We start from the raw sequence: 16,480 nt of genomic DNA, 5'->3' as shown, positions 1-16,480 counted from the left end.
CTTACCATTTGAAGATTTCCCAGGCTGGAATCAGCATGTCCGGCTGATCCGAACGGACGAAATTGCCGTCGCTGCCGTCGGCGCGCACCAGAAAGTAGGGTTTGCCGATTTTCGGCGTGACCTTGATGGCATAGAGGAAGCCATTGACCCGGTATTCCTCGATTGTCTTGTCGCCCTCCTGGCGGATGGTCACATCCGGGTCGGCGGACACCGGATCTTCGGCCTGCGCCGCGAGCGAACCGATTGCCAGCAGACTGGCCAGCAACAGGCGATTGAGTGTGCGCATGGTAACCTTGTCCCTTTGTCGTCAATGGTGCAGTCATTCTAGCGCTGCCTCCGCCGAAAAGGTTGATTCTGCTCATGAGCCAAGCCCCCCTCGTCCTGGTCGACGGTTCGTCCTACCTGTACCGCGCCTTCCATGCTTTGCCGCCGCTGACCACCTCCAAGGGCTTGCCCACCGGCGCGGTGAAGGGCGTGCTGAACATGCTCAAGAGCCTGCGCAAGCAGTACCCGGACAGCCCCTTCGCGGTGGTGTTCGACGCCAAGGGCGGCACCTTCCGCGACGAGTTGTTCGCCGAGTACAAGGCCAACCGCCCCTCGATGCCGGACGATCTGCGGGTACAGGTCGAGCCGCTGCATGCCAGCGTGCGCGCCCTGGGTTTCCCCCTGCTCTGCGTGGACGGCGTGGAAGCCGATGACGTGATCGGCACCCTGGCCCGGCAGTGCGCCGGCGAGGGCCGCGACGTGGTGATTTCCACCGGCGACAAGGACATGGCCCAGCTGGTTTGCCCGCACGTTACGCTGGTCAACACCATGACCGGAAGCGTCTACGACGTGGATGGCGTGAAAGAGAAATTCGGCGTCGGTCCCGAGCTGATCATCGACTACCTGGCGCTGATGGGCGACAAGGTCGACAACATCCCCGGGGTGCCGGGGGTGGGCGAGAAGACCGCGCTGGGTCTGCTGGTCGGCCTCGGCGGCGGCCTCGACGTGATCTACGCCAACCTCGACAAGGTGCCCGAACTGCCGATCCGCGGCGCCAAGGGCCTGCCGGCCAAGCTCGCCGAACACCGCGAGATGGCCTACCTGTCCTACCAGCTGGCGACCATCAAGCTGGATGTGCCGCTGAATATCGAGATCGACAGCCTGCACCCGGGTGCGGCCGATGTGCCGGCGTTGCTCGAGCTGTACGAAGAGCTGGAGTTCAAGAGCTGGCTGGACGAGCTGCTGCGGCAGAACAAGGGCGTTGCACCCAAGGCGGCGCCCAGTGGCGACCTGTTCGCCGGAGATGCCGCAGCGGCCGAGGGCTCCGCCGAGAGCGAGCCGGTGCCGGCGGAGGGTCGCTACGAGACGCTGCTCGAGCAGGCGCAGTTCGACGCCTGGCTGGACAAGCTGAAGCGGGCCGAGCTGATCGCCTTCGACACCGAGACCACCGGCCTGGATGCGCAGCGCGCGCAGCTGGTCGGCCTGTCCTTCGCGGTCAGTGCCCATGAGGCGGCCTATATCCCGGTGGCCCACTCCTACATGGGCGTGCCGACACAGCTGGACCGCGACCAGGTGCTGGCCGCGCTCAAGCCGATCCTCGAGGATCCGCGCAAGGCCAAGGTCGGCCAGCACGCCAAGTACGACATCAATATCCTGGCCAATGCCTCCACCCCCATCGAGGTCCAGGGCGTGGCCTTCGACACCATGCTCGAGTCCTATGTGCTGGATGCCACCGCCACCCGCCACGACATGGACAGCCTGGCCCTCAAGTACCTCGGCCACAGCACCATCCGCTTCGAGGACATCGCCGGCAAGGGCGCCAAGCAGCTGACCTTCGACCAGATCGCCCTGGACCAGGCCGGGCCCTACGCCGCCGAGGACGCCGACGTGACCCTGCGCCTGCATCAGACCCTGTGGGCCAAGCTCGAGGCCGAGCCGAGCCTGGCCAGGGTCCTGCGCGAGATCGAAATGCCGCTGGTGCCGGTACTGGCGCGCATCGAGCGCCAGGGCGCGCTGGTCGATGCCAAGCTGCTCGGCCAGCAGAGCGTGGAACTGGGCGACAAGCTGGTGGCCCTGGAGCGCCAGGCCTTCGATATCGCCGGGGAGGAGTTCAACCTGGCCTCACCCAAGCAACTCGGGGTGATCCTCTACGACAAGCTCGGTCTGCCGGTGCTCAGCAAGACGGCCAAGGGCCAGGCGTCCACCGCCGAGGCGGTGCTCGCCGAGCTGGCCGAGCAGGACTTCGAGCTGCCCAAGGTGCTGATGCAGTACCGCAGCCTGAGCAAACTCAAGAGCACCTACACCGACCGCCTGCCGGAGCAGATCAACCCGCGCACCGGGCGTATCCACACCAGCTACCACCAGGCGGTGGCGGCTACCGGGCGGCTGTCGTCCAGCGATCCGAACCTGCAGAACATCCCAATCCGCACGGCCGAGGGTCGGCGCATCCGCCAGGCCTTCGTCGCGCCCAGGGGCTACAAGCTGCTGGCGGCCGACTACTCGCAGATCGAGCTGCGCATCATGGCCCACCTGGCCCAGGACGAGGGGCTGCTGGACGCCTTCCGCCACGACCGCGACGTGCACAAGGCCACCGCCGCCGAGGTGTTCGGCGTGGCCCTGGACGAGGTGACCACCGACCAGCGGCGTAGCGCCAAGGCGATCAACTTCGGCCTGATCTATGGCATGAGCGCCTTCGGCCTGGCCAAGCAGATCGGCGTCGAGCGCAAGCAGGCCCAGGCCTATATCGACCGCTACTTCGCTCGTTATCCCGGCGTGCTGGCCTATATGGAGCGTACCCGCGAGCAGGCCGCTGAGCAGGGCTTCGTCGAGACCCTGTTTGGTCGCCGCCTGTACCTGCCGGAAATCAACGCCAAGAACCAGGCCATGCGCAAGGCCGCCGAGCGCACCGCAATCAATGCGCCCATGCAGGGCACGGCGGCGGACATCATCAAGCGCGCCATGATCGCGGTGGATGCCTGGCTGGCTGAGTCCGGGCTGGATGCCAGGGTGATTCTGCAGGTCCACGACGAACTGGTGCTGGAGGTGCGCGAGGACCTGGTCGAGCAGCTGCGCGAGCGGATCAAGCCGCTGATGGGCGGTGCTGCAGCGCTGGATGTGCCCTTGCTGGTCGAGGTCGGGGTGGGCGACAACTGGGACGAGGCGCACTGATTCGCCGGGGCGCCGGCGTGTTTAAAACCTTTTTGCCTCAAAATTATTTATTGATAGCAAATAGTTTTTAGCGACGGCTGAACTTTGCCCGACGGGCGCCAGTCAGAGTCTAGGAATGGCCGAAAAGCCCTTCAGTGCTCCTATGTTGTGTTAAGTGTTGGCAGATATCTGAACCCCGCCCTAGCGGTTCAGAGGCTTAAACCCCGAACTTCTCTCTCCCCATACGAAGTTCGGGGTTTTTTTTGTCTGCCAGAAGCGCTCAGGCCTGCTCGTTCTCCAGCGCTTCGCCCAGTTGCAACCAGTCGGCCAGCACCGCATGGGCCTGTTCGATGCCCTGGCGTTTCGGCGCCGAGAACAGCTGGATGCCGATTCCCTCGCCCCAGCGCTTGCGGATGTCCTGCTGGACCTTCAGCAGCGCGTTCTTAGCCGCGCCGAACGCCAGCTTGTCGGCCTTGGTCAGGAGGATGTGCATGGGCATCTGGCTGGCCACCGACCAGTCCAGCATCAGCTGGTCGAATTCGGTCAGGGGGTGACGGATGTCCATCATCAGGATCAGTCCGCGCAGGCTCTCGCGGCTGCCCAGGTAGGCTTCCAGGTGCTTCTGCCAGTGCTGCTTGAGCGGAATCGGCACCTTGGCATAGCCGTAGCCGGGCAGATCGACCAGGCGGCGCTGCTCGTCCAGCTGAAAGAAGTTGAGCAGCTGGGTACGCCCCGGGGTCTTCGAGGTACGTGCCAGGCTGGCGTGAGTCAGGGTGTTCAAGGCGCTGGACTTGCCGGCGTTGGAGCGCCCGGCGAAGGCCACTTCATGGCCGAGGTCGTCCGGGCACTGGTCGACCTTGGCGGCGCTGATGAGGAAGCTGGCCTGTTGGCACAGGCCGATGATCGGGTTCTTGGCGTGCATCGGGGTATCCGGTGAGGGCGGGCGTGAGGGCTGGGCAGCTAGGCCCTTGCGACATTTGCGCGCATCCTGCCCCGCGCTGGGCAGCGCGGCAAGTAGCGTCGTTTCCGTTTCGGTGGGGCCAGTATATAATGCCGCAGATTTTGTGTGCGCTTTGTCCCATCCGCTGGATGAGTATCTTGGGGACGAATCAGACCTTTGTGTGTGAAGAAGGCAGCGCGTTCCCCTCCCTGATGAGGCTGATCTGATGAATAAAATGCTACTCGCCGCCGCTGTATTGGTTTTCTCCTATAACAGCCAGGCTGCTCAGGATCCGGAAGCAGTGTTCAACCGCGCCTGCGGCGCCTGCCACAACGGGCAGCTGCCGATGGCGCCGAAAAAGGGTGACGCCGCCGCCTGGGAGCCACGTCTGGCCAAGGGTATGGATGTGCTGGTTGCCAATGTGACCAATGGTTTCAATGCGATGCCGCCGCGCGGTTTGTGCATGGACTGTACGGCTGAGGATTACCAAGCCGTCATCGAGTGGATGAGCAAGTAGTCCGGCCCATTTTTCTTTTTACCCTTAGCCGTATTGGATTAGCTGATGAACAAAGTACTCATGACTCTGCTGTTGACGCTGGGCATCACCGGCCTGGCCCATGCCGCTGGCGATGCCGCCGCCGGTGAGGGCAAGGTTGCCGTCTGTGGCGCCTGCCACGGGCCTGACGGCAACAGCCTGGCCCCGAACTTCCCCAAGTTGGCGGGTCAGGGCGAGCGTTACCTGCTCAAGCAGCTGCAGGACATCAAGGCCGGCAACCGCCAGGTCGTGGAAATGACCGGCCTGCTGAACAACCTGAGCGAGCAGGACCTGGCCGATATCGCCGCCTACTATGCCAGCCAGAAGATGAGTGTCGGTGCGGCCGATCCGAAACTGGTCGCCCGTGGTGAGGCGCTGTTCCGTGGCGGCAAGCTGGACGAAGGCATGCCGGCCTGCACCGGTTGCCATGCGCCCAATGGCGCCGGCATCGATGCCGCGGGTTTCCCTCAGCTCGGGGGCCAGCACGCCGCCTATGTGGCCAAGCAGCTGACCGCCTTCCGCGAGGGCGACCGTACCAACGACGGCGACAGCAGAATCATGCGTTCGATCGCCGCCAAGTTGAGCAACAAGGACATCGAGGCGGTCTCCAGCTTCGTTCAGGGCCTGCACTGATTCAAGGTGTAAGACGTTGCAAAGAAAAGGGTGGCTTCGGCCACCCTTTTTCATTTTGTCCGCGGCTACAATGTCCGGAACCCGCCCCTACGCCACCGGTCGAACAGTGGTCTGCGCCCCGTATCGTTCGACTGCCAAGGAGTCCTGCATGCGTAACCTGATTCTTTCCGCCCTGTTTGCGACCGTCAGCCTGTTTGGTGTCACCGCCCATGCCGAGGATTTCGAGGCGGGTAAGCAATACGTCGAGCTGAAGAGCCCGGTGCCGGTGTCCAAGCCCGGTCAGATCGAGGTCGTCGAGCTGTTCTGGTATGGCTGCCCGCACTGCTATCAGTTCGAGTCGACCATCAACCCATGGATCAAGCAGCTGCCCGAGGATGTGAACTTCCTGCGCATCCCGGCGCTGTTCGGTGGGGCCTGGAACGTCCATGGCCAGCTGTTCATCACCCTGCAGAGCATGCAGGTCGAACAGAAGGTGCACGAGGCGGTCTTCGACGCCATCCACAAGCAGGGCAAGAAGCTGGCGACCGCGGAAGAGATGGCCGATTTTCTCGCCGCCGAGGGTGTCGACCGCGGCGAGTTCCTCAAGACCTTCAACTCTTTCGGGGTCAAGAGCCAGATGGAGAAGGCCAAGAAACTGGCCATGGCCTACCAGATCAGTGGCGTGCCGGTGATGATCGTCAACGGCAAGTACCGCTTCGACATCGGCAGTGCCGGTGGCCCGGAGAAGGCCCTGCAGGTGGCCGACTACCTGATCGCCAAGGAACGGGCCGCGCAGTAAGCGCCCCGGGCGTGAACTGACGTGCGCCGTTGGCCAGCCAGCCGCCCCATTGGCCTGTGTGATCCGCAGGTCAATCCGCAGTGCCCCGTTGCCGGCGACTGGCCCAGCGACGGTCGCCTGCGCCTGCTCAGCTTCAATATCCAGGTCGGCATCAGCACCGAGCGCTACCGGCATTACCTGACCCGCGGTTGGCAGCATCTGCTGCCCCATACCGGGCGAGCCAACAATCTGCAGCGTATCGGTGAGGTGCTCGGCGGTTACGACCTGGTGGCCTTGCAGGAGGTCGACGGCGGCAGCCTGCGCTCGGGCTTCGTCAACCAGGTCGAGCACCTCGCGCACCTGGGGGCCTTCCCCTACTGGTACCAGCAACTCAATCGCAACCTCGGGCGCCTGGCCCAGCACAGCAATGGCGTGCTGAGCCGCCTGCGCCCCAGCCTGCTGGAAGATCACCCGCTGCCCGGGCCGCCGGGGCGTGGCGCCATGCTCCTGCGCCTGGGCGAGGGGGCCGACGCCATCGTCGTGGTGATGATGCACCTGGCCCTGGGCGCGCGCACCCGCACCCGCCAGCTGGCCTATGTGCGCGAGCTGATCGGTGGCTACCGGCACCAGGTGCTGATGGGCGACATGAATACCCATGCCGCCGACCTGTTGCAGAGTTCGCCGCTGCGAGACCTGGGGCTGATAGCCCCGCAGATCGAGGCGACCTTTCCCAGCTGGCGCCCGCAGCGCTGCCTCGACCATATCCTCTTGAGCCCCGGCCTGGAGCTGGAGCGCGTGGAGGTGCTGGCCCTACCGATCTCCGATCACCTGCCGGTGGCGGTGGAGATCCGCCTGCCACGCACGCGTGATGACAAGCCGCTGTCGCGGCGCTCCCCCTCGGTTCAGGGCAACCTTGCATGAGCGCGGACGAGCAGCGCTGGAAAGACAAGTACCTGGCCAGCCTCGAGCAGCAGGAGAAGCTCGAGCGGCGCTGGGAAAGTCGTCTCGACCTGTTGCGCCGGGGCCTGGTGCGCAGCAGCCTGGCCGCCGAGGGCGCCGACAAGGCGGTCGATCAGTGCATGCAGGAGTTGCGCGAGACCCTGCGTCGCGGCGACATGGACGCCGGCCTCGCCGCCCTGATCCCGCGCCTGGAGAAGACCCTGCTGGACTCCGAGCAGCGCCGCCAACAGCGGGTCGCCCAGGTGGCCGGCGCCTTGCGCGCGCTGGCCGAGCAGCTGCTGCAACAGCAGGTGCCGCGCGAGGTGCGCAAGGCCCTGAAAAGCTATGCCAAGCAGCTCGACGAGCGCGCCGGCCAGGTGCGCGAGTTGCCTGCCCTGTTAGGTCAGCTGAGCCAGCTGCAGGAGCAGACGCTGGCCGTACTGGAGCGCAACGAGCCGCCAAGGCCTGGCCTGCTGCAACGATTGTTCGCCGGTCGCGACACGCCCTCTTCGGCCGCCGGCCCCGCAACCGAGGGGAGTGCGGCCAGCGAACCGGCGCCTGCAGCCGCGTCGCCGGCGCCGAGCGACGCCTCGCCGGGCGACGCCTCGCCGGACGTCACCACGCGGGTCGATAGCGCCCCCGTCGCTGCCGCAGCGGTCGATAGCGTCGTCGCCACGCCAGGCGGCTCAACCCCGGCGCGCGCCATGCCTGCGGTTCTGGACAGCCTGCCGGTACCTGTCGACCTGTTGCCGGCGAGCGACCAGCCGGGCACGCCGGCGCAGCCGGCTGAAACCGCCGCCGCCCGGGACGACGATCCCGACTACGCCCTGCCCTCCGCACCCGAACCGGGGTACAGCGCGATCGCCGACCATGTCGAGGCAACCCTGCTCGGGCTGCTGGCCGAGCTGCCGTTGCCCGAGTACCACCAGGCCCAGGCCGAGCAGTTGCAGCAGCGCATTGAGGCCGGCTTGAACCTCTATGAGCTGGTGCCGGTGCTGGATGACCTGACGGTCCTGCTGTTGGCCATATCGGATGTCGGCCAGCGCGAGTTCGAGGGCTATCTCAAGCAGCTCAACGAACGCCTGGCGACCTTCCAGGGCAACCTGCAGGAGGCCCACGATGGCTATGCCGACTCCGTCAGTGCCGCGCGGGCGCTGGACAGCGAGTTGCGCCAGCAGGTCGACGGCCTGCAGAGCAGCGTGCAACAGGCGACCGACCTGAGCAGTCTCAAGGGGCTGGTGGAGACTCGTCTGGACGGCCTGCTCGGCACCATGCGCCAGTATCAGCAGCAGCGCGACCGGCGCGAACAGCTGGTGGCCGAGCGTCTGCAGACCCTGGTCGAGCGGGTCGCGAACATGGAGCAGGAAGCCAAGGGCTTTCGCCAGCACCTCGAGGAACAACGGCAGAAGGCGCTTACCGACCCGCTCACGGGGCTGCCCAACCGCGCGGCCTGGAACGAGCGTCTGGACCTGGAGCAGGCGCGCTGGCAGCGCTACGGCGGCGAGTTGCTGCTGGCGGTGCTGGACATCGACCATTTCAAGCGAATCAACGACGACTATGGCCACCTGGCCGGCGACAAGGTGTTGAAGATCATCGCCGCTGAATTGAACAAGCGCCTGCGCAAGACCGATTTCATTGCCCGATTCGGTGGCGAGGAGTTCGTCCTACTGATGCCGGCGACGCCCTTGGCCGGAGGGCTGCAGCTTTTGGAAAGTCTGCGCGAGGGGATCGAGGCCTGCCCTTTCCACTTTCGCGGCAAGCGGGTGGTCATCACCCTGTCCGCGGGTATCGCCGCCTTCGCCGGTGGCGAGCGTAGCGAGCAGACCTTCGAACGCGCCGATCAGGCCCTCTACCGGGCCAAGCGCGGCGGCCGCAACCGGGTCGAGCAGGGCTAGCGGCCGCCTGCCCGCGGCGGCCTCAGGCCGCGCTCTGCAGGTAGGGCCGCCAGGTATCCGGGATCCGCTCCAGGCGCGGGTAGTTGAGCGCCTGTAACTGCAGCTGCGACAGCAGGAAGGGCGTGTGCCGCAGATGCTGCGGCAGGTGGCGCAGCTCCGGCAGCCAGAGGCTGACATAGTCCGCCTCGGGGTCGTACTGGCGGGCCAGGCGCAGGGCATTGAACGTGCCCCGCTGGCGCGGGTCGCAGGCCATTCCGGCGAGGTAGGCCCAGTTGCCCCAGTTGCTCGCCGGGTCATAGTCGATCAGGTGTTCTTCGAACCAGGCGGCGCCGTGCCGCCAGTCCTGCTGCAGGTCGTTGATCAGGTAGCTGGCGACTACCTGGCGGCCGCGGTTGGAGATGAAACCGGTGGCCGCCAGCTCACGCATGTTGGCGTCCACCAGGGGCATGCCGGTGCGTCCCTGGCACCAGGCGCCGAAGCGCTGGTCGAGCTGCTGCGGGGCGCGCGCGGTGGCCTTCAGGCCGCCGGCCTCGAACAGGGCGCTGCCATGGCGCATCAGGGTCCAGCGGAAGAATTCGCGCCAGAGCAGTTGCTGCCAGAACCAGCGGGTCGAATCGTTGCGCTCGTATTGCCCCTCGTGGCGGCGCAGTTCGGCGATGACGCGACGTGGCGACAGGCTGCCGTTGGCCAGCCAGGGCGAGAGCTTTGAGGAATATTCGCTGCCGATCAGGCCGTTGCGGCTGTCCTGGCAGCTGCGCACGGCCTGGCTGTTCCAGAGAAAATCACGCAGGCGCGCCTGGCCCGCCGCCTCGCCACCGGAAAAGGGAAAAGCGCTGTTGGCGACCCCTAGGGGTTCGCCCAGGCCCAGCTGCGACAGGGTCGGCAGGGACTGCAGCAGCGCCGCCGCGCCTTCGGGCAGCGGCGGCAGCATGCCGGGGGCCGGCCGCGGTTGAAACACCAGCAGGCGCTGCTCGACCAGCTGTCTGAACTGGCTGAAGGAGTGAGGTAGGCGCTCCAGGGCACAGGGCAGGTCCTCGTCGGCCAGCAGGTTGTTGCCCTGGGCCCGCAGCAGTGGCAGGCCGGCCAGCTGAAAGGCCACGGCGGCCAGCTGGTGGCGTTGCTGCGGGGCGATCTCGTCCAGGGTCAGCACCTGGTGCAGGGCGAATTGCCGGACCAGCCTGGGAATCAGCTGGTCGGCCGCGCCGGGCAGCACCAGCAAACTCGAGCCGCGCAGGCGCAAGGCGCCGTCCAGCGCCGCCAGGCTCTCCAGCAGGAAGCGGGCACGGTGGACGCCGAGGCGGCGCAGACCGAACTCGCCCAGCTGCAGTTGCCGGGGGTCGAAGATATACACCGGCAGCAGGCACTCGGCGTCCAGTCCGGCCTGCAGTGCCGGGTGGTCGTCGAGGCGCAGGTCCTGTTTAAACCAGAGCAGCGCGCGCATGATGTGATCCGCCTAGGGTCAGGGAAAACTGCCAGGGCCGTTCAGGCTGCGGCCCCATTTCGTGGCCATGCCTGGCCCACTGCGCCGATCCGCTCCCTCTATGGCGCTTTGCCAACAGACGAGTGCTTCTTACAACACTAGACTGTGCCTACCTGTTTCGGAGGCTTGCATGGACATTTTTGGTATCGCCGTACTGATCTTTCTGGTGACCGACCCCTTCGGCAATATCGCCATCTATATCGCCGCGCTGAAGAACGTCGCCCCCGAGCGTCGGCTGTGGGTGGCCGGGCGCGAGCTGCTGTTCGCCCTGGCCCTGCTGCTGCTGTTCCTGACCTTCGGCGACAAGATGCTCAGCGGCCTGGGCCTGTCGCGCGAAGCCACGGCGATCGCCGGCGGGATCATCCTGTTCGTCATCGCCATGCGCCTGATCTTCCCCAGCCCCCAAGGCCTGCTCGGCGACCTGCCCGATGGCGAGCCGATGCTGGTGCCGCTGGCCACGCCGGCGGTCGCCGGTCCCTCTGCCCTGGCGGTGCTGATGACCCTGCGCAACACCCATGAAGGGCCGCTCTGGGAGCTCTACCTGGCGTTGATCCTGGCGTGGGCGGCGACCGCCTTCATCCTCTTGCAGGCCTCGTTCCTGCAACGCTTCCTCGGCACCCGCGGACTGACCGCGGTGGAGCGCCTGATGGGCATGCTGCTGATCATGCTCAGCGTCGACATGTTGCTGGACAACCTTCAAAGCGTGTTGCATATCGCCCCATGAGAGTCTTCTGCCTAGCCCTGTTGTTCGCCCTGCTCGCCGGCTGCGCCGGCCCGCGCATCGATGACTCCTACAGCGCCGCCGGCCAGAGCAGCCGGGTGCAATACATCGTCCTGCATTACACCTCCACCGACCTGGCGCGCTCGCTCAGGCTGCTCAGCGAAGGCGAGGTCAGCAGTCACTACCTGATCGGTGACGGCCCGCCGACCATCTACCGCCTGGTCGATGAAAACCGCCGCGCCTGGCATGCCGGCGACAGCCAGTGGCAGGGGCGTACCTGGCTCAATGGCACCAGCATTGGTATCGAACTGGTCAACCAGGGCTACCGGGATGGCCCCGCGGGGCGTACCTGGCAGCCCTATCCGCCGGAGCAGATCGATGCCCTGATCGTGCTGCTCAAGGACATCATGCAGCGTCACCAGCTGGCCCCCGGCAGCATCCTCGGCCACAGCGACGTGGCGCCGCAGCGCAAGGTCGATCCGGGGCCCTTGTTTCCCTGGCAACGCCTGGCCGAGGCCGGCCTGCTGCCCTGGCCGGATGCCCAGGCGGTGGCGCGGCAGCAGGCGCTGTTCGAGCGCAGCCTGCCGACCGTCGCCTGGTTCCAGGCGCAGCTGGCGCAGCAGGGCTATCTGGTGCCCACCCATGGCGAGCTGGACGAGGCGACCCGCAGGGTGCTGGCGGCCTTCCAGATGAAATTTCGGCCGAGCCGCTACGACGGCCAGCCGGATGCCCAGACCGCCGCCCTGCTGCTGGTGCTGAACAGCCCCTGAGCGATGGGCTATACCTGAAAGACCATAGTGGGGGTGTCTGATCATGGCCCATCCGCTGGCGCGAATGGCTAGAGCGGTTTACCACCCTTGGCCGATGGCCTTGCTGGCCGGCGTGCTGAGCGCCCTGCTGCTGCTGGCGGCCAGCCAGCTGTTCGCCAGCCTGCAGGCGCAGCGCATGGAGAGCGCCGAGATGAATGCCCGCGGCGAGCGCTTCCTGCAGCGTATCGAACAGCTCTTCGGCCAGCTGCGCGAGGGCCTCGACGAGCTCGAAGGGCAACCGCTGCGTGGCTGCGACAGGGCCATGGTGGAGGTCCTGCGCCAGGTCAGTTTCAGCCATCGCTTCATCTACGAGGCGGCGTTCATCGGCGGTCGCCAGCATTGTTCGTCCTGGCCCCGGCAGAGCTCCCTGGATGTGAATCGGCCGCCCGATATCAAGGGCACGCGCCACCAGTACTGGCTCAACACCTCGGCCGAGCGCGACGATGACCTGGCCGCGCTGGTGATCGGCCGCGGCTACTTTCGCGTCTCCACCTCCCGCGGCCATCTGGCCGATGTGGTCGACCTGGAGCCGGGCAGCAGCCTGCTGCTGGTGGGTAAGGACAGCGGCCAGGTCCTGCCGTTGCTCGGGCCGCAGCCGATCTGGCCGCCCAAGGGCTGGCCCTCGCCGGAGGACAGGCCGCTGCTGATCGGCGGCGAACAGTTGGTCTACACCATGCCGCGGCCGGGACAGACCTTCCAGCTGGTGCTGGTCGCCCCCCGTGCCGGCCTGCGCCAACGCATCGACGACATCTGGCAGCCGCTGCTGCCGGCCTGTCTGTTGCTGGCCCTGCTGACCGGCGCCCTGGTGTTTCAGCAGGTACGCCAGCGCCAGTCGCTGACCGGTAGCCTGGCCGGTGCGCTGCGCCGCCGCGAGCTGCACGTGCACTACCAGCCGATCATCGACCTGCAGAGCCGCCGCTGTGTCGGCGCCGAGGCGCTGGTGCGCTGGCAGCGCCCCGATGGCACCCTGACCCACCCGGACCTGTTCATTCCCCTGGCCGAGGCCACCGGGCAGATCCGCCGGGTCACCGACTACGTGCTGGAGGAGGTGCTCGAGCAGTTGGGTGATCTGCTGCGCAGCCATCCGCAGCTGTATATCTCGGTCAACCTGGCGCCCTGCGACGTCAGCCACTCGCGTATCGCCGCGGTGGCCGCGCGCCTGTTGCAGCGCTTCAAGGTGGCCCCGCAGCAGATCGCCTTCGAGATCACCGAGCGCGGCATGGTCGACGTCCAGGCCGCCCGGGAGACCCTGAGCGAGCTGCGTGCCCAGGGCCACAAGGTGCTGATCGACGACTTCGGCACCGGCTATTGCAGCCTGGCCTACCTGCAGGATCTGCCGATCGACTACCTGAAGATCGACAAGACCTTCGTCGACACCCTCGGCCACGATGCGGCCAGCAGCGGGGTGGCGCCGCATATCATCCGCATGGCCCATGCCCTGGAGCTGAAGGTGGTCGCCGAGGGCATCGAGGACGATGCCCAGGCGCGCCTGCTGGCCAGCGAGGGCGCCCACTCCGGCCAGGGCTGGCTGTTCGACCGGGCGCTGACCGCGCAGAAGTTTCGCGAGCGCATGGCGGCTCAGGCCGAGGTGCCTTGATCCGCGCTTGAATACGCCCTGCCCCCTAGCCTCTGCCGGCGCGCTATCATCCGCGCACTGACCTGGGGGGAGAACGAGCATGCTCAACGGCCTGTGGCTGGGATTTTTCGTGGTGGCGGCGGTGGCCGGCCTGTCGCGCTGGCTGGTCGGCGACGATCCGGCGGTGTTCGCCGCCATGGTCGAGAGCCTGTTCGCCATGGCCAAGCTGTCGGTCGAGGTGATGGTCGTGCTGTTCGGCACCCTGACCCTGTGGCTCGGCCTGTTGCGCATCGCCGAAAAAGCCGGCCTGGTCGATGCCCTGGCGCGCCTGCTCGGCCCGCTGTTCGCCCGCCTGATGCCGGAGGTGCCGCGGGGGCACCCGGCCCTCGGCCTGATCACCATGAACTTCGCCGCCAACGGCCTGGGCCTGGACAATGCCGCCACCCCGATCGGCCTCAAGGCCATGCGCGCGCTGCAGGACCTCAACCCCAGCAGCACCACGGCGAGCAATGCGCAGATCCTCTTTCTGGTGCTCAACGCCTCGTCGCTGACCCTGCTGCCGGTGAGCATCTTCATGTACCGGGTGCAGCAGGGCGCGCCCGACCCGACCCTGGTGTTTCTGCCGATCCTGCTGGCGACCAGCGCCTCGACTCTGGTCGGCCTGCTCTCGGTGGCGCTGATGCAGCGCCTGCGCCTGTGGGACCCGGTGGTGCTCGCCTACCTGATCCCCGGCGCCCTGGCCCTGGGCGCCTTCATGGCGCTGCTCGCGGGGATGAGCGCCACCGCTTTGGCGGCGCTGTCCTCGCTGATGGGCAACCTGACCCTGTTCGGCATCATCCTGGCGTTTCTGCTGCTCGGTGCGCTGAAGCGGGTGGCGGTCTACGAGCAGTTCATCGAAGGCGCCAAGGAAGGCTTCGACGTGGCCAAGAGTCTGCTGCCCTACCTGGTGGCGATGCTCTGCGCGATTGGCGTGCTGCGCGCCTCCGGAGCGCTGGAGATCGGCCTGGACGGCATCCGCTGGCTGGTCGAGGCGCTCGGCTGGGACAGCCGCTTCGTCGAGGCGCTGCCCACCGCCCTGGTCAAGCCGTTCTCCGGCAGCGCGGCGCGGGCCATGCTGATCGAGACCATGCAGAGCCAGGGGGTCGACAGCTTCCCGGCCTTGATTGCGGCCACTGTGCAGGGCAGCACCGAGACCACCTTCTACGTGCTGGCGGTGTACTTCGGCTCGGTCGGCATCCAGCGCGTACGCCATGCCGTGGGCTGCGCCCTGCTGGCCGAACTGGCCGGGGTGCTGGCGGCAATCGGGGTGTGCTACTGGTTCTTCGGCTGAGTCGGCATCAGTCGGTCACCCGAAAGCGCAGCACGCCGATCATCTGCCCGGCCTCGGTGACGACCTGTACCTGCCACTGGCCGGTGGCGGCGCGGGGAAAGTTCTGCTTGTGGGTCCAGGCCCGGTAGCCTTGCCCGCGGCCGCCATGAATGGTCAGGGCGATGCGCTCGATCTCGCGGCCGTCCTGGCGCCAGACATGGTAGATGCGCTCGTTCAGCCCCCGTGGCGCGTTGATCGCGGTGAAGGCGAACAAGCCCTGGGCGCGCAACTGGGCCACGCTCAGCTGCTGCAGATCGGAGCCCGGGGCGCGGGTACGCGGATCCAGGCCGGTGCTCAGCGCCACCTGATTCAGCCACAGGGTCGCCGGCGGCACCCAGACCCGCGCCAGCCAGCCGCCGCCGGCCAGCGCCAGGCTCAGGCCGAGCAACAGCAGGCCGCGCCACCAGCGCTGCACGGTGATGATGCCGAGCAGGCTGGGCAGCGACAGCAGCGCCGCGGTTCCCAGGGCCAGGCGGTAGCTCTGCGGGGTGGTCAGCTTGAGGATGATCGGCAGTGCGGTGAGCAGCACGGCGAACAGGGTCAGGCTGTGGTAGGCCAGGTACAGCCAGCGCCGCGGCGCCAGCCAGCGGTAGTACAGCGGGTCGATGATCGAGACCAGCGCGGCCAGCGCCAGCAGGCCGCTGAACAGCGCCTGACCGCTATTCCAGGTGGTGGTGATGAAGAAGAACGGCAGGACGAAGAACAGGCTCTCCTGATGGATCATCTGGGTGGCATAGCGCAGCAAGGGCGGCGGCAGCTCGACGCCCAGCCAGCGCGCGACGCGCTCGCGCAGGAGGTTCTCGAGGATCAGCCACAGCCAGCTGAGCAGCATCACCAGGGCCAGGACCTGGGCCAGTTCGGCCTGGCGCTTGACCAGGATGAAGCTGGCCAGCCCGGAGAAGAAGCCGAACAGCGCCAGCAGGCGTGGGTGGCGCTGGATCAGGGCGAGCAGGCGCAACAGGCAGGCGCGGGCGGAAGCAAGGGTCGGCACGGGTGGGCTCGGGGCGCAGGGGGAGATCCAATGGCAGAGGATACTCCCTTGGCCTGCCCCTCGGGGGCCGGCGCGCCTCAGTGACCGTGGCTGCGCTTGCCGCCCCAGAACTGCTCGGCCAGGCCCTGCAGGCGCTCGGCCAGCGCCGCGACCTGGTCGGCGCTGCCGCGGCTCTGGGTGCTGGCCACCACATTGCTTTCGCCGGCCTGGCGGATACCGCAGAGGTTGCGCTGGATATCGTCGCCAACCGCGCTCTGCTGCTCCACCGCGGCGGCGATCTGCAGGCTCATGTCGCTGATCTGGCTGACCCGCTGGTTGATTCCCTCCAGCGCCTGGGCGGCCTGCAGGGCCTGGGCGACGCTGGCCTCGGCCTGTTGCTGGCTGCGGCTCATGGCGGCCACGGCGTCGCCGGTGCCCTGCTGCAGGTTGTCGATGATGGCGTGAATCTGCGCGGTGGAGTTCTGCGTGCGCGAGGCCAGCGCGCGTACCTCGTCGGCGACCACGGCGAAGCCGCGCCCGGCCTCGCCGGCCCGCGCCGCCTCGATCGCCGCATTGAGGGCCAGCAGGTTGGTCTGTTCGGCGATGCTCTGGATCACCTCCAGCGCCTGATTGATCTCGTGGCTGCGCGCCTCCAGTTGATCGATGACCCGGCTGCTCTGCTGCACCTCATCGGCCAGGGCGGCGATCGACTGGCGGGTCTGTT

Annotated in this window: 14 protein-coding genes and 1 pseudogene; 10 read left to right on the top strand and 5 right to left on the bottom strand. The window is 67.0% G+C overall.

Annotated features, from left to right (window positions below; all coding sequences use genetic code 11):
* Position 1 precedes the first annotated feature (1 nt).
* The gene (locus AB5S05_RS00435; RefSeq protein ID WP_369285426.1) at positions 2-286 is read right to left on the bottom strand and encodes a DUF2782 domain-containing protein; all 285 of its coding nucleotides are present in this window, start codon (positions 284-286) and stop codon (positions 2-4) included.
* Between the two features lie 74 nt (positions 287-360).
* Here AB5S05_RS00435 and polA point away from each other — a divergent pair, with 74 nt between their 5' ends.
* Positions 361-3,153: a DNA polymerase I gene (gene polA / locus AB5S05_RS00430; RefSeq protein ID WP_369285425.1), complete on the top strand. Its 2,793-nt coding sequence runs from the start codon at positions 361-363 to the stop codon at positions 3,151-3,153.
* Between the two features lie 259 nt (positions 3,154-3,412).
* Here the strand turns inward: polA and yihA are convergent, their stop codons facing one another.
* Positions 3,413-4,054, bottom strand: coding sequence for a ribosome biogenesis GTP-binding protein YihA/YsxC (yihA, locus tag AB5S05_RS00425; RefSeq protein WP_369285424.1), 642 nt, complete (start codon positions 4,052-4,054; stop codon positions 3,413-3,415).
* A gap of 244 nt (positions 4,055-4,298) precedes the next feature.
* Here yihA and AB5S05_RS00420 point away from each other — a divergent pair, with 244 nt between their 5' ends.
* The 5 genes from AB5S05_RS00420 to AB5S05_RS00400 all read left to right on the top strand — a co-directional run bounded on the left by AB5S05_RS00420 (position 4,299) and on the right by AB5S05_RS00400 (position 8,831).
* Positions 4,299-4,589 carry a c-type cytochrome gene (locus AB5S05_RS00420; RefSeq protein WP_369285423.1) on the top strand — a complete coding sequence of 97 codons (291 nt, stop codon included), beginning with the start codon at positions 4,299-4,301 and terminating at the stop codon, positions 4,587-4,589.
* Positions 4,590-4,634: 45 nt separating this feature from the next.
* A complete protein-coding gene (locus tag AB5S05_RS00415) occupies positions 4,635-5,240 on the top strand; it encodes a c-type cytochrome (protein WP_369285422.1) in 606 nt (201 codons plus the stop codon).
* Positions 5,241-5,388: 148 nt separating this feature from the next.
* Positions 5,389-6,018, top strand: coding sequence for a thiol:disulfide interchange protein DsbA/DsbL (locus AB5S05_RS00410; protein ID WP_369285421.1), 630 nt, complete (start codon positions 5,389-5,391; stop codon positions 6,016-6,018).
* Positions 6,019-6,039: 21 nt separating this feature from the next.
* Entirely contained in the window at positions 6,040-6,918 is an 879-nt protein-coding gene (locus AB5S05_RS00405) for an endonuclease/exonuclease/phosphatase family protein (RefSeq protein ID WP_369285420.1), read from the top strand.
* Positions 6,915-8,831, top strand: a complete 1,917-nt coding sequence (locus AB5S05_RS00400) for a GGDEF domain-containing protein (RefSeq protein ID WP_369285419.1) — start codon at positions 6,915-6,917, stop codon at positions 8,829-8,831. The genes AB5S05_RS00405 and AB5S05_RS00400 overlap by 4 nt, the downstream gene beginning before the upstream one ends.
* Positions 8,832-8,853: 22 nt before the next feature.
* On the opposite strand, the gene AB5S05_RS00395 is transcribed toward AB5S05_RS00400, so the two are convergent.
* Positions 8,854-10,272, bottom strand: coding sequence for a DASH family cryptochrome (locus AB5S05_RS00395; protein WP_369285418.1), 1,419 nt, complete (start codon positions 10,270-10,272; stop codon positions 8,854-8,856).
* A gap of 169 nt (positions 10,273-10,441) precedes the next feature.
* Between AB5S05_RS00395 and AB5S05_RS00390 the strand changes: the two genes are divergently transcribed.
* The 4 genes from AB5S05_RS00390 (at position 10,442) to AB5S05_RS00375 (ending at position 14,747) form a co-directional block, all read left to right on the top strand.
* Positions 10,442-11,035 carry a MarC family protein gene (locus tag AB5S05_RS00390; RefSeq protein WP_369285417.1) on the top strand — a complete coding sequence of 198 codons (594 nt, stop codon included), beginning with the start codon at positions 10,442-10,444 and terminating at the stop codon, positions 11,033-11,035.
* Entirely contained in the window at positions 11,032-11,802 is a 771-nt protein-coding gene (locus AB5S05_RS00385) for an N-acetylmuramoyl-L-alanine amidase (RefSeq protein ID WP_369285416.1), read from the top strand. The genes AB5S05_RS00390 and AB5S05_RS00385 overlap by 4 nt, the downstream gene beginning before the upstream one ends.
* Before the next feature lie 43 nt (positions 11,803-11,845).
* Complete coding sequence (locus tag AB5S05_RS00380; protein WP_369285415.1) at positions 11,846-13,438, top strand: EAL domain-containing protein; 1,593 nt, start codon at positions 11,846-11,848, stop codon at positions 13,436-13,438.
* 79 nt (positions 13,439-13,517) lie between these two features.
* Entirely contained in the window at positions 13,518-14,747 is a 1,230-nt protein-coding gene (locus tag AB5S05_RS00375; protein ID WP_369285414.1) for a nucleoside recognition domain-containing protein, read from the top strand.
* A gap of 7 nt (positions 14,748-14,754) precedes the next feature.
* On the opposite strand, the gene AB5S05_RS00370 is transcribed toward AB5S05_RS00375, so the two are convergent.
* Positions 14,755-15,777 (bottom strand): DUF5924 family protein, encoded by a 1,023-nt coding sequence (locus AB5S05_RS00370; RefSeq protein ID WP_369285413.1) that lies wholly within the window; start codon positions 15,775-15,777, stop codon positions 14,755-14,757.
* Between the two features lie 77 nt (positions 15,778-15,854).
* A pseudogene (locus AB5S05_RS22085) lies at positions 15,855-16,412 on the bottom strand (methyl-accepting chemotaxis protein); the annotation flags it as partial.
* Positions 16,413-16,480: the final 68 nt, after the last annotated feature.

This window comes from Pseudomonas zhanjiangensis, assembly GCF_041027545.1.
GTDB lineage: Bacteria > Pseudomonadota > Gammaproteobacteria > Pseudomonadales > Pseudomonadaceae > Aquipseudomonas > Aquipseudomonas zhanjiangensis.
Note: the sequence above shows the minus strand (reverse complement) of the source record. Positions and strands in the feature narration are given on the sequence as shown.

Excerpts from the sequence above, each read along its gene's own strand:
- AB5S05_RS00385 (WP_369285416.1), top strand. The coding sequence starts at position 11,032 with ATGAGAGTCTTCTGCCTAGCCCTGTTGTTCGCCCTGCTCGCCGGCTGC.
- AB5S05_RS00380 (WP_369285415.1), top strand. The coding sequence starts at position 11,846 with ATGGCCCATCCGCTGGCGCGAATGGCTAGAGCGGTTTACCACCCTTGG.
- AB5S05_RS00390 (WP_369285417.1), top strand. The coding sequence starts at position 10,442 with ATGGACATTTTTGGTATCGCCGTACTGATCTTTCTGGTGACCGACCCC.
- AB5S05_RS00415 (WP_369285422.1), top strand. The coding sequence starts at position 4,635 with ATGAACAAAGTACTCATGACTCTGCTGTTGACGCTGGGCATCACCGGC.
- AB5S05_RS00395 (WP_369285418.1), bottom strand. The coding sequence starts at position 10,272 with ATGCGCGCGCTGCTCTGGTTTAAACAGGACCTGCGCCTCGACGACCAC.
- AB5S05_RS00400 (WP_369285419.1), top strand. The coding sequence starts at position 6,915 with ATGAGCGCGGACGAGCAGCGCTGGAAAGACAAGTACCTGGCCAGCCTC.
- AB5S05_RS00420 (WP_369285423.1), top strand. The coding sequence starts at position 4,299 with ATGAATAAAATGCTACTCGCCGCCGCTGTATTGGTTTTCTCCTATAAC.
- AB5S05_RS00410 (WP_369285421.1), top strand. The coding sequence starts at position 5,389 with ATGCGTAACCTGATTCTTTCCGCCCTGTTTGCGACCGTCAGCCTGTTT.
- AB5S05_RS00435 (WP_369285426.1), bottom strand. The coding sequence starts at position 286 with ATGCGCACACTCAATCGCCTGTTGCTGGCCAGTCTGCTGGCAATCGGT.
- yihA (WP_369285424.1), bottom strand. The coding sequence starts at position 4,054 with ATGCACGCCAAGAACCCGATCATCGGCCTGTGCCAACAGGCCAGCTTC.
- AB5S05_RS00375 (WP_369285414.1), top strand. The coding sequence starts at position 13,518 with ATGCTCAACGGCCTGTGGCTGGGATTTTTCGTGGTGGCGGCGGTGGCC.
- polA (WP_369285425.1), top strand. The coding sequence starts at position 361 with ATGAGCCAAGCCCCCCTCGTCCTGGTCGACGGTTCGTCCTACCTGTAC.